This window comes from Aquimarina sp. AU119 (assembly GCF_900312735.1).
Lineage (GTDB): Bacteria > Bacteroidota > Bacteroidia > Flavobacteriales > Flavobacteriaceae > Aquimarina > Aquimarina algiphila.
In genome coordinates this window covers 187,569-213,659 of the sequence record NZ_OMPF01000035.1, presented here as the reverse complement: position 1 = coordinate 213,659, position 26,091 = coordinate 187,569, and the positions used below count along the sequence as shown (strand labels likewise).

General features: G+C 33.0%; 21 protein-coding genes and 1 riboswitch. Of the genes, 17 read left to right on the top strand and 4 right to left on the bottom strand.

Annotated elements, in window-relative coordinates:
• Nucleotides 1-49 precede the first annotated feature (49 nt).
• Nucleotides 50-481 carry a hypothetical protein gene (locus tag DK442_RS26005; RefSeq protein WP_160114367.1) on the bottom strand — a complete coding sequence of 144 codons (432 nt, stop codon included), beginning with the start codon at nt 479-481 and terminating at the stop codon, nt 50-52.
• A gap of 564 nt (nt 482-1,045) precedes the next feature.
• Here DK442_RS26005 and DK442_RS25995 point away from each other — a divergent pair.
• The 6 genes from DK442_RS25995 to metF all read left to right on the top strand — a co-directional run bounded on the left by DK442_RS25995 (nt 1,046) and on the right by metF (nt 9,641).
• Nucleotides 1,046-2,599, top strand: a complete 1,554-nt coding sequence (locus DK442_RS25995; protein ID WP_109438837.1) for a family 16 glycosylhydrolase — start codon at nt 1,046-1,048, stop codon at nt 2,597-2,599.
• 313 nt (nt 2,600-2,912) lie between these two features.
• The gene (locus DK442_RS25990) at nt 2,913-3,761 is read left to right on the top strand and encodes a hypothetical protein (protein WP_109438836.1); all 849 of its coding nucleotides are present in this window, start codon (nt 2,913-2,915) and stop codon (nt 3,759-3,761) included.
• A gap of 289 nt (nt 3,762-4,050) precedes the next feature.
• Nucleotides 4,051-4,154: riboswitch (SAM riboswitch) on the top strand.
• Between the two features lie 164 nt (nt 4,155-4,318).
• Nucleotides 4,319-5,320, top strand: coding sequence for a homocysteine S-methyltransferase family protein (locus tag DK442_RS25985; RefSeq protein ID WP_109438835.1), 1,002 nt, complete (start codon nt 4,319-4,321; stop codon nt 5,318-5,320).
• Nucleotides 5,321-5,323: 3 nt separating this feature from the next.
• Nucleotides 5,324-8,017, top strand: a complete 2,694-nt coding sequence (metH, locus tag DK442_RS25980) for a methionine synthase (RefSeq protein WP_109438834.1) — start codon at nt 5,324-5,326, stop codon at nt 8,015-8,017.
• Nucleotides 8,018-8,038: 21 nt separating this feature from the next.
• Nucleotides 8,039-8,509 (top strand): DinB family protein, encoded by a 471-nt coding sequence (locus DK442_RS25975; RefSeq protein ID WP_109438833.1) that lies wholly within the window; start codon nt 8,039-8,041, stop codon nt 8,507-8,509.
• 178 nt (nt 8,510-8,687) lie between these two features.
• Nucleotides 8,688-9,641 (top strand): methylenetetrahydrofolate reductase [NAD(P)H], encoded by a 954-nt coding sequence (gene metF / locus DK442_RS25970; RefSeq protein WP_109438832.1) that lies wholly within the window; start codon nt 8,688-8,690, stop codon nt 9,639-9,641.
• Nucleotides 9,642-9,664: 23 nt separating this feature from the next.
• On the opposite strand, the gene DK442_RS25965 is transcribed toward metF, so the two are convergent.
• The gene (locus DK442_RS25965; protein WP_109438831.1) at nt 9,665-10,345 is read right to left on the bottom strand and encodes a haloacid dehalogenase type II; all 681 of its coding nucleotides are present in this window, start codon (nt 10,343-10,345) and stop codon (nt 9,665-9,667) included.
• Nucleotides 10,346-10,794: 449 nt separating this feature from the next.
• Between DK442_RS25965 and DK442_RS25960 the strand changes: the two genes are divergently transcribed.
• The 5 genes from DK442_RS25960 (at nt 10,795) to DK442_RS25940 (ending at nt 17,435) form a co-directional block, all read left to right on the top strand.
• Nucleotides 10,795-11,742 carry a hypothetical protein gene (locus tag DK442_RS25960; RefSeq protein ID WP_109438830.1) on the top strand — a complete coding sequence of 316 codons (948 nt, stop codon included), beginning with the start codon at nt 10,795-10,797 and terminating at the stop codon, nt 11,740-11,742.
• A gap of 313 nt (nt 11,743-12,055) precedes the next feature.
• Nucleotides 12,056-13,153, top strand: coding sequence for an acyloxyacyl hydrolase (locus DK442_RS25955; RefSeq protein WP_109438829.1), 1,098 nt, complete (start codon nt 12,056-12,058; stop codon nt 13,151-13,153).
• Nucleotides 13,154-13,231: 78 nt separating this feature from the next.
• Nucleotides 13,232-13,975: a head GIN domain-containing protein gene (locus DK442_RS25950; RefSeq protein ID WP_109438828.1), complete on the top strand. Its 744-nt coding sequence runs from the start codon at nt 13,232-13,234 to the stop codon at nt 13,973-13,975.
• A gap of 333 nt (nt 13,976-14,308) precedes the next feature.
• On the top strand, nt 14,309-17,038 hold the full coding sequence (locus DK442_RS25945; protein ID WP_109438827.1) for a PAS domain S-box protein: 2,730 nt from the start codon (nt 14,309-14,311) through the stop codon (nt 17,036-17,038).
• Nucleotides 17,025-17,435 (top strand): response regulator, encoded by a 411-nt coding sequence (locus tag DK442_RS25940; protein WP_109438826.1) that lies wholly within the window; start codon nt 17,025-17,027, stop codon nt 17,433-17,435. Before DK442_RS25945 ends, DK442_RS25940 begins: the two co-directional genes overlap by 14 nt.
• Before the next feature lie 13 nt (nt 17,436-17,448).
• On the opposite strand, the gene gldA is transcribed toward DK442_RS25940, so the two are convergent.
• Nucleotides 17,449-18,345: a gliding motility-associated ABC transporter ATP-binding subunit GldA gene (gene gldA, locus DK442_RS25935; protein WP_109438825.1), complete on the bottom strand. Its 897-nt coding sequence runs from the start codon at nt 18,343-18,345 to the stop codon at nt 17,449-17,451.
• 313 nt (nt 18,346-18,658) lie between these two features.
• Between gldA and DK442_RS25930 the strand changes: the two genes are divergently transcribed.
• Nucleotides 18,659-19,972, top strand: a complete 1,314-nt coding sequence (locus DK442_RS25930) for a glycoside hydrolase family 1 protein (protein WP_109438824.1) — start codon at nt 18,659-18,661, stop codon at nt 19,970-19,972.
• Here DK442_RS25930 and DK442_RS25925 read toward each other — a convergent pair.
• Nucleotides 19,955-20,416: an Lrp/AsnC family transcriptional regulator gene (locus DK442_RS25925; protein ID WP_109438823.1), complete on the bottom strand. Its 462-nt coding sequence runs from the start codon at nt 20,414-20,416 to the stop codon at nt 19,955-19,957. The genes DK442_RS25930 and DK442_RS25925 overlap by 18 nt on opposite strands.
• A 180-nt stretch (nt 20,417-20,596) precedes the next feature.
• Here DK442_RS25925 and DK442_RS25920 point away from each other — a divergent pair, with 180 nt between their 5' ends.
• The 5 genes from DK442_RS25920 (at nt 20,597) to DK442_RS25900 (ending at nt 26,047) form a co-directional block, all read left to right on the top strand.
• Nucleotides 20,597-21,571 (top strand): NAD-dependent epimerase/dehydratase family protein, encoded by a 975-nt coding sequence (locus DK442_RS25920; protein ID WP_109438822.1) that lies wholly within the window; start codon nt 20,597-20,599, stop codon nt 21,569-21,571.
• 63 nt (nt 21,572-21,634) lie between these two features.
• A complete protein-coding gene (kbl, locus tag DK442_RS25915; RefSeq protein ID WP_109438821.1) occupies nt 21,635-22,822 on the top strand; it encodes a glycine C-acetyltransferase in 1,188 nt (395 codons plus the stop codon).
• 395 nt (nt 22,823-23,217) lie between these two features.
• Nucleotides 23,218-24,048, top strand: a complete 831-nt coding sequence (locus DK442_RS25910; protein WP_109438820.1) for a prephenate dehydratase — start codon at nt 23,218-23,220, stop codon at nt 24,046-24,048.
• Nucleotides 24,045-25,202 (top strand): pyridoxal phosphate-dependent aminotransferase, encoded by a 1,158-nt coding sequence (locus DK442_RS25905; protein WP_109438819.1) that lies wholly within the window; start codon nt 24,045-24,047, stop codon nt 25,200-25,202. The genes DK442_RS25910 and DK442_RS25905 overlap by 4 nt, the downstream gene beginning before the upstream one ends.
• The gene (locus DK442_RS25900) at nt 25,199-26,047 is read left to right on the top strand and encodes a prephenate dehydrogenase (RefSeq protein WP_109438818.1); all 849 of its coding nucleotides are present in this window, start codon (nt 25,199-25,201) and stop codon (nt 26,045-26,047) included. Before DK442_RS25905 ends, DK442_RS25900 begins: the two co-directional genes overlap by 4 nt.
• The last annotated feature ends 44 nt before the right edge of the window (nt 26,048-26,091 follow it).

Sequence of the window (26,091 nt, the reverse complement as noted above, 5' to 3'; positions counted from 1 at the left end):
AAAAGGGTGTAATTATATTACACCCTTTTTATCTACTTAAAAAACGTTGTTATCTTTCTAAAATTTTGATAGTTTCTTTTATTGGTTTTTTAATTCTTATAGTAATTTTTTGATACTCCCAATCTTGCCCATTTTGATAGGCAATGATATCTAGTTTTGCTTTTTTACCATTAATACTTCTGATGCCTACAGTTATAGCTATCCCATTATTATGATCCAGATATTGAACCTCTCCTTCTAATAGACGAAAAAAATCATGAGGCGATAATTCACCTAGTTTTTCAATAACTAGGTCATTTTCTTTAGCGATCTCTATGGCATTATTTACAAGAGAAGGCTGCACGTATACAGATCCATATCTAAAAATGGCATCTCCAGTCATAATGAAGAATATGAAGATAAAAGCTAATATTGCTGTAGTTGGGAGTATCCATTTCCAATTTCGATACCACCAGCTTTTTTTATGTGTTATTTCACTCATTGACATATATGTAAATATTATTTATAATGTAAATGTTGAGATTTGATGTAATGCTCTCTGGTTTTAATAAAGACATACTTTGCAATTTAATTGTTACGGATATAGTATTAAATCAATTTTCTAAAAAAAGTAACATCTTTTTTTTTGCCGAAAAACAAAAAATAAACAAATGGTTTTCAGTAATTCAGGATTTAATTAAAGAAAAAGAGTGAGGTGTAAAAGAAAAAGAATCTTTAAGAAAATCAAAGTTTTAATTAGCATTGGATAAAAATGTATACCGTATGTATCCTTTTTTGAATAGAATGTACCTCTTATGTAGTCTAAAAAATTTGGTAATTAATAATATAGATATGAAGTTATGGTATAATCAAATCTAATAATACTCAACGATTTTTGTGAAATTTTGAGTATTTTTTTTGTTCAATGTTCATTTTTAGTGTTAATATTTTGTAGAAATAATAAATTACATGTTGTTGTTTTCTGATCATATGTTGTGGTTGGTTAGAGGTGTTGATTAGTAACTTTATTACAACTTAAACATATTTAACACAAAAACTAACAGTTATGAAAAATCTAAAACACAAAATTTTATTAATTCTATGCATTGTTGGATTTCTACAAGCAATAGCTCAACCAACACCTCCAAACGGAAAAAAGTGGGAAAAAATAGAAGCTATGTCTGATGAATTTAATGGTTCTTCTTTGAACAATTCGAAATGGGCGGTAAACGATCCACAATGGGAAGGTAGACGACCAGCTAGATTTGAAACTTCCTCAGTATCTGTTTCAAACGGAAATCTTAAAATTTCAGCTTCAAAAAAATCGAATCCTTTTGGCGGATGGACTCATAGTGGAGGCTTGGTAAGATCAAAGATGAGAAATCAATATGGGTACTATGAAACCCGAATGAAAGCTAATAAAACTTTTATGTCTTCAACTTTTTGGCTTATTAATAAAAGGAATGAATTTACGGGTTGTGATTACAGAACAACAGAATTAGATGTGACCGAAAATGTTGGACGTAATACCGGTGGACAATCTTGGATCAATAGGAATATTGTTACTTTAAATGCAAATACTCATAGTAGAGGTACTTCATGTAATAGCACTCCGGTTGGTATTAGAGGAAATAAAGCAGATATCGGTGAGCCAGCTTATGCAGGATTTCATACTTATGGGGTATGGTGGAAAAATGCAAAAGAATGTTTGTTTTATTTAGATGGTAAATTTGTGTTTAAAATTACACCTGCTGCAGACTTTAACCTTCCAATGTATTTAAGAATGGTTGTAGAAACATATGATTGGAACCCTCCAAAAGCAGGTAACGATGGTATGAATGATTCAGCGGCTAATCGTACAACCTACTATGACTGGGTACGTTCTTATAAGCTAGTTAATGGAAATAGCGGACCTGTAAATCCAGGGCCTTCTAATGGAACTGTAACTATAAAGGGGCAATCTATTAACAAGTTTGTTAGTTCAGAAAACGGAAATAGATCTATGCGGGCTGTTAGTAATTCAGCAGGAGCGCAAGAAAAGTTTATAGTTAAATCTGAAGGTAATGGTACCGTAAGTATTAAAGGTAATAATGGAAAATACGTAAGTTCAGAGAACGGAAATAAAACTATGAATTGTAATCGTAATGCTGTAGGAGCATGGGAGAAATTTACATTAGTTCCTCAAGGAGGTAATGTGTATGCAATCAAGGGTAATAATGGAAAATATGTGAGCCACGAAAATGGAAGTAATAATGGAATTAATTGTAATAGAAATGCAATAGGTGCATGGGAAAAATTTGTTATCGATGGCTTAAGTAAATCTAATAGTTCTGGTAGTAGCGAAACTAATTTTAAAGGTGATATTTCAACTTATCCTAATCCAATAAATGCCAATAGTGCATTAAATATGGCTTTTAAATTAATCGAAGAAACTAAAATTTCAGTTGCATTATATGATGTAGCGGGACGTGAATTATTAAAGAGTGATTTAGGAACTTTTAAAGCAGGGAACCATGATTTGAAAGTGTTTGAAAGACCCAAAAACCTGAGTAATGGTAATTATTTTTTAAGAATAAACATGAATGGAAACGAAACAATAGAACGCCTAAATTTTAGATAAAAAAAATTTTTAAGACTAAAACCAATTGTTTTTAATCTTAAAGTATTGTGTAGTGTGTGCTTATGATGTAAATGAAATCTAAGTACTATTATGTTAAATTTTTAAAAGGGTATATAGCTTATTTACAATAAGTTGTATGCCCTTTTTTGATTCCGGTAATACACGAATAAAAAAAGGGTTTTTATCTCTAACATGCTTGATTTGAGTGTGATACATTTGAGTCTGGATAATTTATTTCCAGAGCTTCAATAAAAATGATGAAGCAAAATATCTAATCATATCAAAATTCGACCAATCTTAAAATCAAAAGACAATGAAGGCAATTTTTTTTAAATCTAAATTTTATATTTCAATCTTATTACTCGGAAGTATTCTTGTGTTTACAAATTGTGAAAAAGAATCACTTTTTGAAGAAGAGTTAAATGATTCAAGCACGATACAAGAAGAGTTCCTAGCCAAAGAGAAAGAAAATTATTTGAAAGAAAAAGGGATCAGTATTGATGTTATTGGTATTGATTGGTGTTCAATAATACCAAATTTATCAGGGTATTACTACGCTAACGATGGGGGACATTATTATGTACGGCATATTGGTAATACTATATATTGGTTTGGAGAACACCCATCAGGTAGTTGGGCCAATGTTTTCAAAGGGAATGTAAGTGGAAAAACAATTACTGGAAGTTTTTATGATGTTCCAAAAGGAGGAATCGCGGGAAGCGGAAGTTTAACATTGTCTATAGGTTGTTTTGGAAGCGGCTTTACGAAGGTGTCAGGTAATAATTTTGGAGGCTCTTCTTGGACCAAAACTACTCGACCTTCTTATTTACCACCACCACGTCCTGCCGGATTTGGTGTTGTAAATAATAGTAATGATATCACAGGTCGTTGGGTTGGAAATGATGGAGGGATTTATTATATAAGACAGGTAGGTAACCAGGTGGTTTGGTTTGGAGAACGTAATTTTGTAAACGGTCGACCTACATGGTCCAATATAGCTTGGGGAAGCCGTTTCTATAGTCAGTTATGGTTAGATTGGGCAGATGTTCCTAAAGGAAATGCAAATAGTACTGGGATTTTAAGAGGCTTCGTAGAAGGTCCAAATTACATAACTCTAGGGCATAATACAGGAGGGTTTGGAGGCTCAAAACTCTGGAGGTAAGATAAAATATTGAGTTGTTACAAGGTGTTTAACTTTTTAAACACCTTCTTTTTTTGGAGTATTTTTTGTGAAATATTTTGTTTTTGATGTTTTAAAAGAAAATTTTCAAGAGTTTGCTATTGATTTTTGAGAATAACTCAATTAAATGATGTCAAAAACTATTTTTTGATTAAGTTACTTTTTTATTTAAGTGTGAAATTTGTAAATAAACTTGCAAAACAAAGGGCTATACCTTTACTTTGTATAGTATTTGCAGCTAGACTGTATAATCGTTCATAAATTTATTTAAATGTTATCAAGAAAGGTGGAGGGAATAGACCCTATGAAACCTTAGCAACCCTTTATCTGTTAAAGAAGGTGCTACATTCTATCCGTTTAAGGACTAGATAACGAAGATGCATAGCCTCGCTATATTTTTTCCATTATTTTCTTGATATATTTTACTTGTTTTGAACGCATACTATTTGATTACGCTAAACCTATTTATAGTGTTTTATAATAGGATTATAAAATAGTATTCTAGCAGTAGTTGGAATTTAAAAAATGAATATTGAGAAATGAAAGACATACAAAAAATATTAGAAGAAAGAATTCTTGTGCTTGATGGAGCTATGGGAACTATGTTACAGCGTCATAAATTTACAGAAGAAGATTTTAGAGGAGAACGATTTAAAGATTGGCCAGTCCCTGTACAAGGAAATAATGATTTACTTAGTATAACTCAACCAGAGGCAATAAAAGAAGTGCATAGATTGTATTTTGAAGCAGGAGCTGATATTGTTGAAACGAATACATTCTCGGGGACAACCATTGCTATGGCAGATTATGAAATGGAAGAATTAGTTTATGAATTAAATTATCAATCTGCAAAAATAGCAAAAGAAGTAGCTGATGAATTTACAAAAGAAGAACCTCATAAACCCCGTTTTGTAGCAGGATCTATTGGTCCAACAAACAGAACAGCAAGTATGTCTCCTGATGTTAATGACCCCGGATTTAGGGCAGTAACTTTTGATGAACTAAGAATAGCATATAAACAACAGGTAGAAGGATTATTGGATGGGGGAGCTGATATCTTATTAGTAGAAACTGTTTTTGATACCTTAAATGCCAAAGCAGCACTTTTTGCTATAGAAGAAGTTAAAGATGAAAGGAATATAGAGGTGCCAATTATGGTAAGTGGTACAATAACTGATGCCAGTGGCCGAACATTATCAGGTCAAACAGCAGAGGCTTTTTTGATTTCAGTTTCACATATTCCTATGTTAACAGTAGGATTTAATTGTGCATTAGGTGCGAATCAATTAACTCCGCATTTAGAAGTATTGGCGCAAAAAACGAATTTTGGAGTATCCGCTCATCCAAATGCCGGTTTGCCAAATGCCTTTGGAGAGTATGATGAATCTCCAGAGCAGATGGCAGCACAGATAAAAGAATACATGGATAAAAATTTGGTAAATATTATTGGAGGTTGCTGTGGGACAACCCCAGAACATATAAAAGCAATAGCAGATTTAGCTAAAAATTATACTCCGAGAACTATTGGAGCTGTAGTATAGGATATGAGTAAGCAGGAAAAAAGGAAATATTTGAAACTTTCTGGTTTAGAACCAATGATTGTTTCTGCCGATACCAATTTTATCAATGTAGGCGAACGTACAAATGTGGCAGGATCACGCAAGTTTTTACGTTTGGTGAAAGAAGAAAAATTTGATGAGGCTTTAGATATTGCTAGGCATCAAGTAGAAGGAGGAGCGCAGGTTATCGATATTAACATGGATGACGGATTGATTGATGGTAAAGAAGCGATGATACGATTTTTAAATCTTATTATGGCAGAACCAGATATTGCCAGAGTACCTATTATGATCGATAGCTCTAAATGGGAAATCATTGAGGCTGGATTACAGGTAGTACAAGGAAAATGTGTAGTGAATTCAATTAGCCTTAAGGAAGGTGAAGAAGAATTTATAGCACACGCAAAAGCGGTCAAAAGATATGGCGCTGCAGTCATTGTTATGGCGTTTGATGAGGTCGGACAAGCTGATAATTATGAAAGGCGTTTAGAGATTTCTAAACGATCCTATGATATCCTTGTTAATCAAGTAAAGTTTCCACCAGAAGATATCATCTTTGATCTTAATATTTTTCCAGTTGCTACGGGTATGGATGAACATCGTAGAAATGCGATTGATTTTATCGAAGCAACACGATGGGTGCGAGAAAACCTTGCACATTGTAGTGTTAGCGGAGGAGTAAGTAATGTTTCTTTTTCTTTTAGAGGAAATAATACGGTTAGAGAAGCTATGCACTCAGTTTTTCTATATCATGCTATCAAGGCAGGAATGAATATGGGTATTGTCAACCCCGCCATGTTAGAGATTTATGATGATATTCCTAAAGATCTGTTAGAATATGTAGAAGATGTAATTTTAGACAGAAGAGATGATGCTACAGAACGTTTATTAGATTTTGCAGAAACGGTAGTAGGAACAAGTAAAGAAAAAACTGTAGATCTTTCATGGAGGCTAGAACCATTACAAGATAGAATTACCAGAGCGTTGGTAAAAGGTATAGATCAATATATTGTTGAAGATGTTGAAGAAGCAAGACAAAATGCAGATAAACCTATCGAAGTAATAGAAGGAAACCTGATGACAGGAATGAATGTAGTGGGAGATTTATTTGGATCAGGGAAAATGTTCTTGCCTCAAGTTGTTAAATCTGCTCGGGTTATGAAGAGAGCGGTAGCTCATTTACTTCCTTATATTGAAGAAGAAAAAAAGAAAAATCCAACATCTTCTAATGGTCAGGAAAATGCAGGTAAAGTATTAATGGCTACTGTAAAAGGGGATGTACATGATATCGGTAAAAATATTGTTTCAGTAGTTCTAGGATGTAATAATTATGAGATTGTTGATATGGGTGTTATGGTACCACCAGAAAAAATTATCCAAACAGCAATAGATGAACAGGTAGATATTATTGGTTTAAGTGGTTTGATTACACCTTCATTAGATGAAATGGTATATCTGGCAAAGGAAATGGAGCGTAAGAATTTTAATATCCCTTTGCTCATTGGAGGAGCAACCACATCCAAAGCACATACTGCAGTCAAAATTGATCCGCAATACAAGAATGCTGTAGTGCATGTAAATGATGCTTCGAGAGCAGTAACAGTTGTAGGAGACTTATTAAACAAAAGAAGTAACCAAAAATATGTAGGAGACCTAAAAGAAGACTATGAAAAATTTAGAGAAGGATTCCTAAAGAGAACAAAACAAAAAGAATACCTAAGTATCCATGATGCTAGAAAAAATAAATATAGCATAGACTGGCAAACTTCTGAAATTGTAGCGCCAAATGAATTGGGAATTAAAACAATTGAAGATCAAAACCTTCAAGCATTAGAGCCATATATTGATTGGACTCCATTTTTTAGATCTTGGGATTTGCACGGTAAATACCCTGCTATTTTAACAGATGAAATAGTTGGCGAACAAGCAACTTCCTTGTTTAATGACGCGCAGGAATTGTTACAAAAAGTATTTGATGAAAAATTATTAGGAGCCAAAGCAGTGTATGGAATATTTAAAGCTAATAGTATAAATGATGATGATATAGATATTTCTTCAGAAGAAGGAGATGTTACATTTAGAACATTACGTCAGCAATTAAAAAAACATGCACAAAAACCCAATTTTGCTTTGTCTGATTTTATAGCTCCAAAAGAAAGTGGTATTCAGGATTACATGGGATGTTTTTGTGTAACTACAGGATTTGGAACAAAAGAACTTGCAACTGCTTTTGAGGCCGATCACGATGATTATAATTCTATAATGATTAAAGCATTAGCAGATCGTTTAGCAGAAGCGTTTGCAGAATATTTACATCAAAAAGTTCGTAAAGAAGATTGGGGATATGCTGATAATGAAGTATTGAGTAATGAAGAACTGATCAAAGAAGCATATAAAGGTATTCGTCCTGCTCCAGGATATCCTGCATGTCCTGATCATTTGGAGAAAATAACAATTTGGGAATTGCTAAAAGTTAAAGAACGCATAGGAGTAGAGTTAACAGAAAGCCTTGCTATGTGGCCGGCAGCATCAGTATCTGGGTACTATTTTGCGAATCCCGAAGCTCGATATTTTGGATTAGGAAAAATAAAAGAAGATCAGGTAAAAGATTTTGCAGTCCGAAAAAATATAGATTTTGAGTATGCTAAGAAATGGTTGAATCCTAATCTTATCGAATAAGGATTTGTAAATCTTAATACAATGGATATAGAGGATAGTATAACACAATTAGAAGAGGTTTTTGAAGGACAGCCATGGTTTGGCCCTTCTATACTAAAATCTTTAAAAGATATTCCAGTTGAGTTTTGGGATAAAAAACCAGAGTATGTATCACATTCGATCACAGAACTTGTCTATCATATGATGGATTGGAGAGTATTTGTAATAGAAAAATTAAAAGATAACGAATCGTTTGGTATCGAATTAAATTCTGAAAAAGATTGGAGAAGAGATGTGTTAGTGCAGACAGAAGTTCAAAAAGAGACTATACTTAATGAACTCATTAAAACACAGGAATTGATATGTGAATTGTTAACAACAAAACCCGATTCATGGATGTATGAAAATAGTCTAGGGAACGCATATAAAAACGACTATATGATAAGAGGGATGATACAACATGATATATATCATTTGGGACAGATTAACAGTATATATAGTCAATTAAATTGAAAAAGGAAAGAATTGCGTTAGGGATAGAAGCGACATCCTTTTTTTATAAAGTACCTCGAGGTTTTGCACTGAGCTTGTCGAAGTGCTCTCGAAGGGTGATGTATTGAAAAAAGATATAGCGAATAGCCCGCTCGAACGCCAGAAGAAATCAACTAAAAAACTAAGAATTTAAAAATAAATGAAAGTAACAGATCACATAAAAAAAGCAGAGGGTAAGACTTTATTCTCTTTTGAATTAATACCACCACAAAAAGGAAGAAGTATCCAGGAGTTGTATAACAATATTGATCCGTTGATGGAATTTAATCCTCCTTTTATTGATGTTACTACCTCCAGAGAGGAATTTATATATATCGATCGCGAAGGGTTATTAGATAAAAAACTAACAAGAATGCGACCTGGTACGGTGGGAATCTGTGCTTCGATTACTCATAAATATAATGTAGATACAATTCCGCATGTATTATGCGGGGGATTTACCAAAGAAGAAACAGAATATTTATTGGTGGATTGTCATTATCTGGGGATTGATAATGTAATGGCGTTACGTGGTGATGCTATGAAGGAAGAAAAGTATTTCACACCAACAAAAGGAGGACATGGTTATGCAAACGAATTGGTTACTCAGATTGTAAATATGAACAAAGGGCAATTCTTGCATGAAGTAATAGAAACAGATAATAAGTCTGATTTTTGTATTGGAGTTGCAGGTTATCCTGAAAAGCATATGGAAGCTCCTTCTATGGACTCAGATATACGAAGGCTAAAAGAAAAGGTAGATGCTGGAGCAGATTATGTAGTAACTCAAATGTTTTTTGATAATAAAAGATATTTCTCATTTATAGAAAAAGCAAGAGCAGCAGGAATAAATGTGCCGATTATCCCGGGAATTAAACCGGCAGCGGTTAAAAGACATCTACAACTTTTACCTCAGGTTTTTAAGCTAGATATGCCAGATGAACTTGTAAGAGCAATAGAGAGTTGCAAAAACAATGCAGCAGTAAGAGAGGTAGGAGTAGAATTTGCAATACAACAATCCAAAGAATTAATGGAGTATGGAGTTCCGGTATTGCATTATTATTCGATGGGAAAATCAGATAATATCAAAAAGATTGCTTCAGAAATATTCTAAGCTTTGGTGAGAACTATTGTGTTCTATTCAGTATTTTTTAAAACCTTATTTAGATCCTTGATACTGGTAATGGTTGCTGTTGGGCTGATGTTCCACGGATCAAATATTGATGTCGAAGAACGTTGAACCCATACAGATCTCATACCATATGAAATTGCTCCAATAACATCAAAAGAGTTACTGGAAATAAGCCATGAATTATCGGGAGTAGAATTTGTTTGTGTATTAAAATGCTTGTAAACCACAGGACTTGGTTTGAATGTTTTTGTAGCTTCAACACTCACAATACCATCAAAAAAAGTTGTTATTTGTGCAGTATCAATTAGATTCTTAATTGCTAAAGAACTACCGTTAGAGAAAGCATATACTTTGTGCCCCGTTTCTTTTAATAGTTGTAATCCATCCACTACATCTGGGAATATAGGGAGTGTCGTGTATTCCTTCATCAAACTAATCTTTTGATTAGGGGTTAATTTGATATCGAGATCTAAACAGGTATATTCGAGAGCTTCTCTTGTACAAATAGAAAAATCAACATAGTCATCCATTAACCCTCTTCTAAACGAATATTCTAATTGTTTAAGGCGCCAGGTGTTCATAAATACCTTAGTTGCCTTACCCACCATCTTTTCTAAAGAATGGAAAATACCCGAAGTGTCAATCAAGGTTCCGTAGACATCAAAAGCCAAAGTATATGTTGTCATTTGTTTTTAAAATGTTTAATAAAATATAACAGTGTATTAAAGATAAAACCCATGATTTATATGGAACCATATAAAAAGTTAAAATAGTCCTGGAGTTGTCAGATTCTTAATACTTGATGAGACATTAAACGAAATTTTAAATACTCATGCGTTGTAAAAAATATAAATGATGCTTGAAGATTAGGGTAAGTGAGAAAATTATCACGGAAAACAGTGTGTTTTTGTATTATTTGATACTGTTTCTTTGAGATGGTGTATTTCCCAATGCTATATGGTTTGATTTTTCATGAAGTATACGATAGATGAGTGAAATAGCTTTTAAACATGTTCCCAAAGAGGTAAAGTAACTAAACAAAGTATTAAAAAAATAGAAAACTATATAGGATAAGAACTATCACCAAAAACAATTGGCCTGTCGCATACAAATAACTTAAAACCTAAATTAAATTATGACAAAAATGAAAATGGTATTTAGAACCATGGCTCTTATTGTATTCATGGTATTTTTATCTTGTGAAAAAGATCAAGATGAAATCCCATTTACCGAGATATCTACAACACTTGATCCAACAAGTACTGAAAACGTTGCTAAAGAATTACATGACCCATTTGCAAATTGGAGAGTAAAGGGGCCTAGTAAATTTACAAGAAATAAAGATCAGGTTCTTGAAAAGATAGATGAAAAACCCCATCCTGCATATGTAAATCTTGAGAATGAGTTAAATAAAAAAAAGACTGTTCTAGGGATTTGTTTGCTTAATAATGATTTAGACAGACTTAAATGCCCTAAAGAAGAGGAAGAATACCAAAAAGCAAAAGCCGCTGTAGAAGATTATATAGCTGCAGGATTACCACAAGTGATTCCTGGGGCTATTTTTCAATTTATAGTTACTAGAGAAGATAATAATTTTGTTTACATCAAAGATGCTTCTCGAGGTGTAGAAATAGCATTGCCAGTGGATAAGCCTAATGAATTTACGGATGCTAGAATATTGGTAAACGGAGAATATGAAGTTTGGAGGCAAGCTTTATATCGAGAATCGGGTATTATAACAGGCACCATGAATAGGTCTACCGGAGAATATCGAGACATTCCAGGCCGACGTATAAAAGTTGATTATTTTGCATCTCCAGGAGCTCCATGTTATGAAGATGAGAACCTAGAGATTCGTATTACTGGTGATGGAGTTCGTGTTTCTGTAGATGTGGATTTTGGAGGAAGAACCGCTACTTCTACACAAGGTACAAGAACATTTATAATGCCAGCCAGTGGTGTTGTGAAAATTAGAGCAGCTATAAATGCTAATAATGGATGTTCAACGGCTAGTATTAAATTTAACAACGCAAATACGATTGCGTTAGGTACTGGTGGATACGGAGAAAGAAAATTTCCATAAAATGATGTAGGAATAAAAATTTTATAGTACTAATAATTCAAAAAAGATTAGGCCAATTCTTTTTTTACCACCCATAGGAATTAAGACTTATGGGTGGTATTATTATATTTCAAAATTAACCGTTTTCATCTTATTTAGATATAGATAGATAGTTCTTACTATTTTGTTATGTTTCGATTATAAGTAGAAAGTTCACCAAGAAGGTTTGCTTATGTTGTTGGGTAAAGATAAAATCATATAAAAAGTTAAAATAGTTTTAAGAGCTATTTTAAAACGCCATAGCTATTTAAAAAGGTATTATTACATTTGCCGGATGATAAAGCAGATTTGTTTAGTGATAAGTATTCTTCATTTTGGGGTCTATGCCCAGGTTGAATCAAAAGCTAAGTATACTTTGGATGTAAATAATTTTTATGGTTCTATCCTAAAGCATAATCCAGATATCTCTCATTTGATAACAGGCCACCCATCGGGTTTGATTCTATCTTTTCAACGCAAAACTTTTGGAGATAAAGAATGGCAGCGTTTATATAATAATCCTGATTATGGAGTGTCATTTTTGTATCAAAATTTGGATAATGAATATTTAGGAGAGCATTATGGAGTGTATTTGCATTATAACTTTTATTTTTTTAATCGTCTTTTAATGTTTAGGATAGGGCAAGGAGCGTCCTATAATACTACTCCTTATGACGAGGATGATAATTTTAGAAATGTGGCCTACGGTACACATTTAGTAAGTGGATCGTATGCGCTGTTAAATTTGAAAAAAGTAAATATATTTAAAGGATTAGGATTGCAGGCAGGATTGGGGATTGTTCATTACTCTAATGGAAATTCGAAAGCACCTAATAAGAGTACAAATACATTGTTTTTAAATGCAGGTGTCACCTATACATTTGATCAGGATACTCCGGCATATGCAGAAAAAGAAAAAGGGCTGTTAAAAGGAGCAGAGCCCATTGGTTATGGATTTGTTTTTAGAAGTGGAGTTAATGAAAGCGATGTTGTAGGTTCAGGGAGGTTCCCATTTTATACATTTGCTGCTTTCGCCGATAAGAGGTTAAATAAGAAAAGTGCTATCCAGTTAGGAGCCGAAGTGTTTTTTTCTAAAGCATTAGAAAGATTTATAGATTTTAGAGCAAGTGGTGGTTTTAATGATGGAACAACAGGAGATGAAGATGCTAAACGAGCAGGTGTTTTTCTCGGACACGAATTACGTGTAAGCAGAACTTCTTTAATAACTCAATTTGGATACTATTTTTATTACCCATACGATTTTGAAGGGCAAACATATCTTAGAGCAGGGCTTCAATATTATTTTACTAAAAATATATTTGGTTCACTTACCGTTAGGTCCCATGCGGCAAAGGCAGAAACCATGGAGTTTTCTATAGGATATAGATTATGATTTTTGTTGTTAAGAGTATAGTTTTTAAGAAATTAAAATTTTGATAATTTATTATCGAAATTTATTTAATGATGAGACGTGAATAGATTTATTTTAATATTTGGATTATTGTTTATCGGTTGTGATTCTGAAAATGCTTCTGACTGTTTTCAACGCACAGGGACTATCATTACAAAAGATATTGAAACGCCTGATTTTACCAGAATTTTGGTAAATCCAAATGTAGAACTGGTTCTGAAAGAAGGAGAAACTACTGCAGTTACTATTGAAACCGGAGATAATTTAATAGAGGAAGTTTCTGCTGTGGTCGAAGGTGACCGTTTGGTACTTAGTAATACTAATGATTGTACTTTTTTTAGAGACCTTAATCAAACCAAGATTTTTGTTACAGCTCCCAATATAACTGAGATCAGAAGTGGTACTCAATTTGATATTTCTTCAGATGGTATATTAACGTACCCTTTACTTAGATTATTTTCAGAAGATGTCATAGAAGAAACAGAAACAACTACCGGAACATTTAATTTAGAGGTAGATGTTGAAAACCTAACTGTAGTAGGTAATAATATAGCTTCATTCTTTATAAAAGGAAAGGTTATGTCCTTAAACGTCAATTTTGCTTCAGGTACAGGAAGGTTTGAAGGTGCTGATTTAATAGCTGAAGATGTTCAGATTTTTCATAGAGGAACAAATAAAATGATCATAAATCCCCGAGAATCTATTCGGGGAGAAATACGCAGTACGGGAGATGTAATTTCTGTAAATCGTCCTGGGGTTGTTGAAGTTTCAACATTTTTTACTGGTAGATTGATATTTCAGTAATGTAAGCAAAATGTTTTTGTGAGTTTATGGGGATATTTCCCCTTTTTTTGCGTGCCGTAATATTCTGTGATTTCTTTTTTTTCTAATCTTTGGATTACAGTAGGTCTTACCAATTGTACTTATATACTTTTTTTAGAATAGTTTAAAAATCTGATTTTTAGTATTTTATGTTTCTGTGAGATGTCATGTTTTTTTGTTTTAAAAGAAGTGTAATAGTGCAATTCCAGAAAGGTATTACCACAAAAAGTTTGTGGAATTTGGGTTCTAGGTAATTGAAATTAATAGCTAACTTTATAAGATACCAAATTTTCACCCCAAAGTTTATATTCAAAAATGATTAGAAATAGGTCTAGTAATACACAAAATATTGACAATCTTGATGAGAATTATCTTAAAAAAGAATTATACTCACTTATAAAAAGAGATGATTCTATTTTTGATTTTATACAAAAATCAAGTTTGGATGGGCTTTGGTTTTGGGATTTAGATAATCCTGAAAATGAATGGATGAATCCCAAATTTTGGACAACATTAGGGTATGATCCAGATGAGATGCCTCATAATGTTTCTGCATGGCAGGATCTTATTAATAAAGAAGATTTAAAAGTTGTATTTAGTAATTTTACTAAGCACTGTAAAGACCCTTCGCATCCTTATGATCAGATTGTACGATACACACATAAATTAGGGCATACAGTTTGGATTCAGTGCAGAGGGCTAGCAATACGGGATGATAAAGGGAAGCCGATACGAATGTTGGGCGCCCATACAGATATTACTAAATTAAAAAAAACAGAAATACGATTACAACGACAGGTAGATCGTTATCAACATATTATTGAAGGTACACACCTTGGGACTTGGGAATGGAATGTAAAAACAGGAGAGACAATTTTTAATGAAAGGTGGGCCAGTATTGCAGGATATACCCTTTTAGAACTGGGGCCTGTTTCAATTGATACATGGGCGAAATTATCACATCCTGACGATCTGGAAAAATCAAACCTACTTTTACAAGATCATTTTGCTGGAAAATCATCAGTGTATGAATGCGAAGCAAGAATGAAGCATAAAAATGGAGAATGGATTTGGGTTTTGGATAAAGGAAGAGTGGTGAGTTGGGATGCTGAAGGTAATCCAGAATGGATGATTGGGTCACATCAGGAAATTACAAAAAGCAAGAAAGATCTGGAAAAAAATAAATTATTTATAGAACAGACACCAAGTGCAATAGCCATGTTTGATACTGATATGAGATATTTGGCAGCTTCCCAGAAATGGTATCAGGATTATAATATTAAGGACGATAATATAATAGGCAAATCACATTATGAGGTCTTTCCGGAAATTAGTGAAGAATGGAAAGCTGATCATAAAGAATGTTTAAGCGGAAAAGTGCTAAAAAGCGATGAAAGCCGTTTTAAAAGACTCGATGGGTCGGTACAATGGCTAACCTGGGAAATACGACCTTGGTATACCGATGAAAATAAAATTGGAGGTATATTAATGCACACAGCAGATATCACTAGAGCCAGAGAAGCCGAAATTCGTTTACGTATTAGCGAAGATATCTTCAGAAGAAACTTTGAAAATGCAGCGATTGGAATGGTGATGGTAGATAAAAACGGATATTTTACAAAAGTAAATGATAAATTATGCGAAACTCTTGGTTATACGAATCAAGAATTAGTCAAATTATCATTCAAAGATATTATTCATCAGGATGACTTAAAAGGTAGTAACATATGGTTTGAAAAATTATTTAATGGAAAGACATTAAATGCTAATATGGAAGAAAGATGTTTTCGTAAAAATGGAGATATCATATATGTTAACCTTTCTGTTTCTGTTATTAAAAATGAATACAATGAACCTTCATACTTTGTAGCACAGGTTGCTGATATTAGCCATAGGATTTTTGCGAGACAAAAACTTAATGAAGCTATTACCAAACTAGAAAATATAATTGATGATATTACTCAAGTGAGTATCATTGGTACAGATCAAAATGGTCTGATTACAACGTTTAACCGAGGGGCAGAGAATTTGTTGGGATATAGTAAGGAAGAAGTAATGTTTAAAAAACATGCTATAATACTTCATAAAAGGGAGGAAGTCCAAAAAAGAGAAGAAGAATTATCGTTAATATTTAATCGAGAAATTAAAGGATTGGAAGCTTTTACTGCTTCACTCGGTAAAGAAGGGTATAGTACTAGAGAATGGACTCATGTGAGAAAAGATGGTACACATTTTCCTGTGCAGCTAACAATGTCAGTAATCAAAGAAAACAATGAGGTTATAGGTTATTTAGGTGTCGCTGTAGATATAAGTGAGATTAAGAAGGTGGAACAAGATTTAAAATCTTGGTTATCAGTTGCAGAAGATCAAAATAAAAGATTGAGAAATTTTGCACACATAGTTTCTCATAACTTAAAATCACATTCAGGTAATTTTCAAATGTTATTAGATTTGTTGATCCAGGAGAACCCTGAGCTAGAAGATAATGAGATCATAAAACTTTTTAAAACCGCCTCAGAAAATCTTACTGAAACCATTGTACACTTAAATGAGGTGGTGTTAATGAATACATCGGTAGATGAGAATTTGACTGGATTAAACTTGCATGAATCAATTAACAAATCAATAGAAAGTGTTTCTGCTATTGCAATAGAAACCAACGTGATTATTAATAATATCTCAGAACCAGATATTGGAATCTTGGGAATTCCGGCTTATTTGGATAGTATTTTGCTCAACTTTATAACAAACGGGATAAAATATAGCTCAAATGAACGAGATAGTTATGTTACTCTAAGTACTAGAATAGAAGGTGATTTTGTAGTGTTAAGTATCGAAGATAACGGATTAGGGATTGACTTAAAAAAACATCAGGCTAAACTTTTTGGAATGTATAAGACCTTTCATAATAATAAAGAGGCTAGAGGGATAGGGCTATTTATTACAAAAAATCAAGTTGAAGCAATGGGAGGTAAGATTGAAGTCGAAAGTATAGTAAATAAAGGAACAATTTTTAAAATATATATGAAGCATGAGAAAAATTGATATAGCTTGTATTATTGATGATGACCCAATTTTTGTATTTGGCATAAAAAAAATAATGGAACTTGTTGATTTTTGTAACGGTTTTATGGTTTTTCGCAATGGTGAAGAGGCATTAAATAATTTGAAAGCCATCATTTCCGCAAATGAAAAATTGCCAGACGTTATTTTATTAGATTTGAATATGCCAGTTCTTGATGGATTACAGTTTTTGGAAGAATTTATTAAGGTCCCTTGCGCAAAGAAAATTATCATTTATGTAGTTTCCTCGTCAGTGGATCCAGAAGATATTCTTAGAGCCAAATCCTATGAAAGTGTAAGTGATTATATTGTAAAGCCCATTTCTGTTGAAAAACTCAAAGAAATTTTGCATAATATAGAGAAAACAACGCAGGATTAATTCGAACTCTTTTTTAAGGATTGGTTAATTCTCTAAAAATACTTTCTAGATTTTTGTTCTTTCTGGATAGTTGTAATATTTTCAGTTTGTTGTCATGAGCAAAATCAAAGACGGTAGGACGCATATCTTTTTTGGTGTCAAAGGTAATTTGATAAGAAAAACCATGTATGTTTTTTACTTCACTGGCATTCGACAACTTTGATAAGAAAGCTTCTTCTATACGGTAATCAAATTCTACCTCTATGATTTGTTGAGTTTCATCAGATATTTCATTGAGATTTTTGTCAGCAACAATTTCTCCTTTGTTGATGATAATAACTCGATCACACATAGCCTCAACCTCTTGCATAATATGAGTAGATAAAAATACTGTTTTAGCAGTACCAATGGATTTTATAAGTTCTCTAATTTCGACTAACTGATTTGGATCTAATCCTGTCGTAGGCTCATCGAGAATTAATACCTGGGGATCATGGAGAAGAGCACAAGCCAAACCAACTCGTTGTCGGTATCCTTTAGAGAGTTGATCAATTTTTTTGTTAGCCTCAGGGGTTAAACCTGTTAATTTAATCACTTCTTCAATTCTGGATTTAGAAATTTTATAAATCCGAGCATTAAATGTAAGATATTCTCTTACATACATTTCCAGATATAAAGGATTGTGTTCTGGAAGATATCCAATACTGCGTTGTACCTTTATAGATTGAGAATGAATGTCAAAATTATTAACCATAGCACTACCCTCAGAAGGATCAAGGTACGTAGTGAGAATCTTCATCATAGTGGATTTTCCTGCTCCATTTGGACCTAGAAAACCGACAATTTCACCTTCTTTTACCTCAAAAGAAATATCATTTAATGCTTTTTGATCACCATAAAGTTTAGAAATATTGGATACTGAAATTGACATATAGAATGTTTATAAAATCTGCTTACATTCAAAAGTACACAATTCAATATTTATTGTATGATAAACTCATAAAAAATGATCTTAACACTAAGATAACGTTAACATAAAATAATCTATTAATTGATGTGGTATCTTTATAAGATAAAGATTATCAGTATGTTATTTTATAATTTTAAAAGAATAATCCGCAGTTTCTTTCATAAGCTAATTTGCTTAGTTCAACGCATTATTTTCTTTATAATTTTTCCTTTTCTCAAAAAAGAAATATTTAGATAATACTATCCATGTTTTGTCCCCTAGATTTTTATAGATAATGAATGAATTTAGGCATCTAGAATGGGGAGTTACCATTGCAGCTGCTCAAACTGAAGGTGCCCATGATAAAGATGGTAAAGGTCCTTCTATCTGGGATACATTCACCCAAAAATCTCGTAAGATTAAAGATGGTTCTGATATTAAAGAAGCAACAGATTTTTATCATAGATTTAAGGAGGATATAGATTTGACTATAGATATTGGGTTAAAGATTTTTCGTTTTTCTATTTCCTGGCCAAGGATACTTCCCGAAGGAACAGGAAAGATTAACCAAAAAGGGATTGAATTTTACAATCAAGTAATCGATTATTGTCTTTTGGTGGGAGTAGAGCCATGGATTACAACATATCATTGGGATTTACCTCAAAAATTAGAAGATAAAGGAGGATGGACGAATAGGGAAATTATCGACTGGTATAAGGAATATGTGCAAGTATTGAGAGACCATTTTGCTGACCGTGTTAAAAATTGGATACTGATTAATGAAGGAATAGTATGTCTTGGAGGGGGGTATTTTCTTGGTGTACATGCTCCTGGCAGAAGGGGGATTCGAAATTTTGTTTCGAGTACACATCACCTTTTGCTAGCTCAGGCAATAGGATTCAAAGAATTGAAGAAAAAAAATGAACTTAGAGTGGGTACCGCAATAAGTTGTACTAAAATAGAGCCTTATAGAAATACGTCTGCAGATCGTAAAGCAGCCAATAGAATTGATACACTAATGAATCGCTTGTTTATAGAGCCTCATTTGGGATTAGGATATCCAGATGATGATTTACCTATTTTAAAACGTATTTCAAGATATTATAAAATAGGAGATATAGAAGCTCTTAAAACGGACTTTGATTTTTGGGGTATTCAGACCTATACTCGAGAAGTAATAAAGGCAGCTTGGTATATTCCGTATATGGGAGCATTGCCAATAAAACCAAAAAAGAGAAAAATTCCGGTATCAATAATGGGATGGGAAACATATCCCCAGGGCACACAATATTTTTTAGAAAGATTCTCTGCATACGATCCAGAAAAACCGTTATGGTTATCTGAGTGTGGAATGGCTCTGTCAGAGAAGGAAGACGATCAGGCGCGAATCGAATATTATCAAAATGTAATAGAAGGGATGAAGCTAGTTTTAAAAAAAGGAGTAAATCTTAAAGGTATTTTACTTTGGACATTGGTGGATAACTTTGAATGGGCAGAAGGTTTTGTTCCAAAATTTGGCATTATAAACCTCAATAGAAAAACAATGCAACGCAAAATGAAAAAATCTGCTTTTTGGTTAAAAAAATACTTATCAAATATAAAACTCTGAAGTGTGCTTAATTTCTTTGAGTACAAAAGTGCTGTTTAATACACCAATATTCTCGATTTTTGACAGCTTTGTTTTTACAAAATCATGATATTCTTCTAGGCTTTTAGTATGAATTTTCAAAATAAAATCCACCTGACCCGCCATATGGTAACATTCTTGTACTTCTTGTAAATTTTGAATTTGCTTTTCAAACTTTTCTATAAATGCTTCATTATGATATCGCATTGAGACCTGGCAAATTGTGGTGATAGATCGATCTATTAGTTTTTTATCTAAGATGGCCACATATTTTTTGATGAACCCTTGTTTTTCTAACCTTCGAATGCGTTCATATATAGGAGATGGAGTGAGATTAAGGATTTTAGCAATTTCTTTTGCAGTTTTTTTGGCATCTTCTTGTAAAATTCTAAGAATAGTAATGTCGGTGTGATCTAATTGTTCCATTTCGTATCAAAAAAATTACTTTAAAAGTAAAACTTAAACTTTATTAAAAGTAAATATAGCTGAAAAAACAATAATAAAAAGTAATAATTACTTAATTATTAAGTATTGATGGATGTAATATCTATGTTTTGTATTTTGGCTAGGAAATAACACGGTAAGGTGTTAAAATTTTAAGATACTATGGAAACAGTTATTTTAGTAATAGGCGCTAATGGTCAATTGGGATCTGTTTTGACAGAGTCTTTAAAGCATAAATTTGGAAACAGTAATGTAATTGCTTCTGACTTAAGACCTAGAGAAGGGTATGAAGGTATTTTTGAAATAATTGATGCAACCGATATGAATAGGATTCATGACGTGGTTACTCAATATAATGTGACGCAGATATACCATCTTGCAGCTATTTTATCAGCAAAAGGAGAGCAAACCCCATTAACTACCTGGGATATTAATATGAAAACGTTATTTAATGTACTTGAGGTTGCCAGGCATCATAAAATAGATAAAGTTTTTTTTCCTAGCTCTATTGCCGTTTTTGGTGAAGGCGCTCCTCTTAATAATACACCAAATAATGCTTACCTGGACCCAGCTACAGTGTATGGCATAAGTAAAGCAGCCGGAGAGAATTGGGCACAATATTATTTTATGCGATATGGATTGGATGTAAGATCAATCCGTTACCCTGGTGTGATTGGATATCAATCATTACCTGGAGGAGGAACAACAGATTATGCAGTTGATATATATCATAAGGCAGTACTTAAAGAAGAATTTAATTGCTTCCTGAAAGAAGATGCAACACTTCCCATGATTTTTATGGATGATGCCATTCGTGCTACTTTAGAATTAATGGATGCCCCTAAAGAAGATATTACTATCCGTACTTCTTATAATATTGCAGGAATTAGCTTTTCTCCTGCCGAAGTAGCGTCAGAAATTCGTAAATTATATCCTGATTTTAAAATCTCTTATGAGCCGGATTTTAGACAGGAAATAGCTTCCAGATGGCCAAAGTCAATAGATGATTCTGCTGCAAGAAAAGATTGGAGCTGGAAACCAAAATTTGATCTCGAATCGATTACAGGTACAATGATAGAAAAACTAAAAGAAAACTATAAAACAGGATCAAGAAATTTGGAAACTTTGATGTTTTAGTTCCTAAATAGGTTAGATAAAATATTTGACACTAATAAAAAATAACAATAAAGGATAATTATTATGTTCTCTACTATAAAAGAAGATTTACAAAAAGAGCTGGACGAAATCACAGCGGCAGGATTGTATAAAACCGAAAGAATAATAACTACACCGCAAGGAGCAAAGATAGATACAACCAATACCAAAGATGTTCTTAACTTTTGTGCAAACAATTATTTAGGGCTTTCTTCTCACCCTGATGTGATAGAGGCGGGTAAAAATGCTATTGATTCGCATGGGTATGGACTGTCATCGGTGCGATTTATTTGTGGAACTCAAGATATTCATAAAGAATTAGAGCGTAAAACGGCAGAGTTTTTAGGGATGGAAGATTGTATTCTTTATGCAGCTGCTTTTGATGCTAATGGAGGGGTGTTTGAACCTATTCTAGGACCAGAAGATGCTATTATTTCAGATGCTTTAAATCATGCTTCTATTATCGACGGAGTAAGACTATGTAAGGCAAAACGCTTTAGGTATGAACATAACAATATGGTTGACCTGGAAAAACAGCTGAAATCTGCAGAAGGGTCCAGACGTATACTTATAGTAACGGATGGTTCTTTTTCAATGGATGGGACCATTGCACAATTAGATAAAATCTGTGATTTGGCAGATCAATATAATGCGATGGTAATGATCGATGAATGTCATTCTACAGGTTTTTTAGGTAAAACAGGCCGCGGAACACATGAGTATCGTAATGTTATGGGCAGAGTAGATATCATTACGGGTACTTATGGTAAGGCACTTGGAGGAGCTTCAGGAGGTTTTACTGCAGCTAGAAAAGAAATTGTAGAGATGTTAAGACAACGTTCTAGACCTTACTTATTTTCTAATACAGTAGCACCATCTATTGTTGGAGCATCGATAAAAGTATTAGACTTATTAAGCTCTTCTACGGCCCTTAGAGATAAATTAGAAGAAAATACAAAATATTTCAGGTCAGAAATGACCGCTGCCGGATTTGATATTCTCTCTGGAGATCACCCTATTGTTCCTGTAATGTTATACGAAGCTAAACTAGCTCAAGAGTTTGCTGCAAAATTATTAGAAGAGGGAATTTATGTAATTGGATTTTTCTATCCTGTTGTTCCAAAAGGAAAAGCAAGAATTAGAGTTCAGTTATCAGCCGGTCATGAACGTCATCATCTGGAAAAAGCGGTTGAAGCTTTTACAAAAGTTGGTAAAGAGTTGAATGTAATATAGATACGAACGTTTGTTAGTGAATTAAAACATAGAAGATTCATAAGATACATTAAGTTTTAATTGAAATATTTCATAAATTCTGGTTAAAATTTTCAGATTTGATGATAATGGACTTCAAGTGATGAAAAAAAACGAAAAATATTTTGAATCGCAATAGTTTTAGCTACTTTAGCAACGTAATAATGAAACAATAATGGATACTTTATTTACTTGGAACCGATTCTATTTTTTCTTCTTTTATTTTAAAAGTAAGAACGGGATCGCTATGTAAAATAAATAAAGCAAAAATTTATAAAACTAGAATCCCGATGAAAAATCGGGATTTTTTTTTGAAACGAAATGAAAAAAAGAGTACTGGATCATAAAGAATGTACCAATACGAACCAAATTAGTTTATGAAACAAAAGGTTGCTATACAAGGAATAAAAGGGTCCTATCATCACGGGGTTGCTCAGGCATATTTTGGAGAAGATGTAGTTGTTGATGAATGTATGTCATTTCAGGAATTGATACACAGTTTAGAGCAAAATAAAAGTACAGATGCAGTTATGGCAATAGAGAACTCAATTGCAGGGTCGATTATTCCTAATTATGCATATATAGATGAGCATAATATTACTATTAGCGGAGAATATTTTCAACCGATCCATCATTGTCTGATGGCTTTAGAAGGTCAGAAAATTTCAGATATCAAAGAAGTGTATTCTCATCCCATGGCATTATTACAATGTAAAGAATTTTTTAGAGGATTGCCACATATTAAATTAGTAGAGGATGCGGATACTGCAGATGTAGCTAAGCGTATTCATGATCAACAATTAGAAGGAATTGCAGCTGTAGCAGGAGAAACAGCAGCAAATATCTATCAACTAAATATTTTAGCCAAAGAGATTCAAACCATAAAGTCAAATAGTACTAGGTTTTTTATTCTAAATACCAGAAAAGATTCAAAAGTAGCAAAAGAAGAAATTAACAAGGCATCTTTAAAATTTCTGACAGATCATAAAAGAGGAAGCTTGGCAACAGTGCTTAATGTAATGAGTGATTGTGGACTTAATTTAACCAAAATTCAATCATTACCTATTATCAGTATGCCTTGGAAATATTCGTTTTTTGTTGATGTTACCTTTACATCATACAAAGATTATGAGAAAGCAATGTCTATTTTAGAAATTATGGCGTTAGAATTAAAAGTACTTGGAGAATATAAAAATCAAAACGGATGAACATTGAAACCGCAAAAAGATTAGAGACAGTAGAAGAATATTATTTTTCCAGCAAGCTACGAGAAGTAAGAGGTTTAGTTGCAGCCGGTAAACCTGTTCTCAATATGGCTATTGGGAGTCCAGATTTAGACCCTCCCAAAACTGTTGTGCAGGCAATACAAGATGCGGTGACTGTAAACGGAGCACATAAATACCAAAGTTATCAGGGATTGCCAGAATTAAGAGAAGCTATTTCTGATTTTTATAGCAAAAAATATCAAGTGTCTTTAAATCCTGAAAATGAAATTCTTCCTTTGATGGGGTCTAAGGAAGGAATTATGCATATTTCTTTGGCGTACCTAAATGAAGGAGATGAGGTATTAGTACCTAATCCAGGATATCCTACATATACTTCAGTTACCAATTTGGTTGGAGCAACCCCTGTGTTTTATGATCTGATAGAAAATAATGGCTGGGAACCTGATTTTCATAGCCTTTCAAAAATGGATTTAAGTAAGGTGAAAATTATGTGGGTGAACTATCCTAATATGCCTACAGGGGCTTCAGGAAGTGTGGAGCTCTATGAAAAGATGATTGATTTTGCTAAAAAACATAGTATTCTATTGGTTAAGGATAACCCATATAGTTTTATTCTAAATGATAGTCCCATAAGTATATTATCTATTAAAGGAGCAAAAGAAGTAGCATTAGAGTTAAACTCTTTGAGTAAAACGTTTAATATGGCAGGTTGGCGTGTGGGAATGGTAAGTGGAAGTGCTGATAAGATTGAAGCTATTTTGAAGGTGAAAAGTAATATGGATAGTGGTATGTTTCAGGGCATACAACGAGGAGCAATAGCAGCATTACGAATTTCAGATGATTGGTATGATAAAATGAATGCAATTTATAAAGAAAGAAGAGTTTTAATATGGCAATTAGCTTCACTATTAGGTTGTAGTTATGATCAAACTGCAAAGGGAATGTTTGTTTGGGCAAAATTACCTAAAGGAATTGATGCGATAGAATTTATAGATAACATATTGTATAAAAATGATGTATTTATTGCTCCAGGAGATATTTTTGGAAGTAATGGAAAAGGATATATACGTTTTTCACTTTGTGTATCCAAGGAGAATATTAAGGAAGCGATAAAAAGATTACAAGTAACAGCATGAAAGTATTCATTATAGGAATAGGATTAATTGGTGGCTCTTTTGCTATAGATATTAAAGCGGCATTTAATGAAGCAAAGATATATGGTATAGATAGAAGTGATGAAAATCTTGAGAAAGCGCTAGAGTTAGGATTAATTGACCATAAATCGAGTTTTGACGAACTAGATAAGGCTGATGTTGTCATTGTTGCGATACCTGTAGATACAACAGTAGAAATATTACCAGTGATTTTGGGTAGTATCCACGATGATTGCCTGGTTTTTGATGCAGGTTCAACCAAGGGGAAATTATGTGATACGATTTCACAACATCCTAAGCGTAGAAACTATTTGGCGGCACATCCAATTGCTGGAACAGAATTTTCTGGGCCGCAAGCAGCAATTGCGAATTTGTATCGAGGAAAAACTAATATCATTTGCGAGGTTGAAAAAACAGCATTTAAATTGCAAGAAAGAGGAATGGAGATTTTTTCTAGATTAGGAATGAGAATTCGATATATGGACCCTTCTTCACATGATAAACATATTGCTTATGTGTCTCATTTATCACATATTAGTTCTTTTATGTTAGGTAAAACTGTAATTGAGAAAGAGAAGAATGAAAGGGATATTTTTGATATGGCAGGTAGTGGATTTGCTTCAACTGTTCGTTTGGCAAAAAGTTCACCAGCGATGTGGACCCCTATTTTTAAACATAATAAGGATAATGTAATCGAAACCTTGGAAGAATATATTGCAAATTTAGAGCAGTTTAAAAAATTAATGAAAGAAGATAATTTTGATGAAATTTATAAAGAAATGGAAGATACAAATCATATTAAGGCAATTTTGAAAGGAATAACTTAAAAATGCGATAACTTACGTAAACACAATAAAAAAATAACAATAAC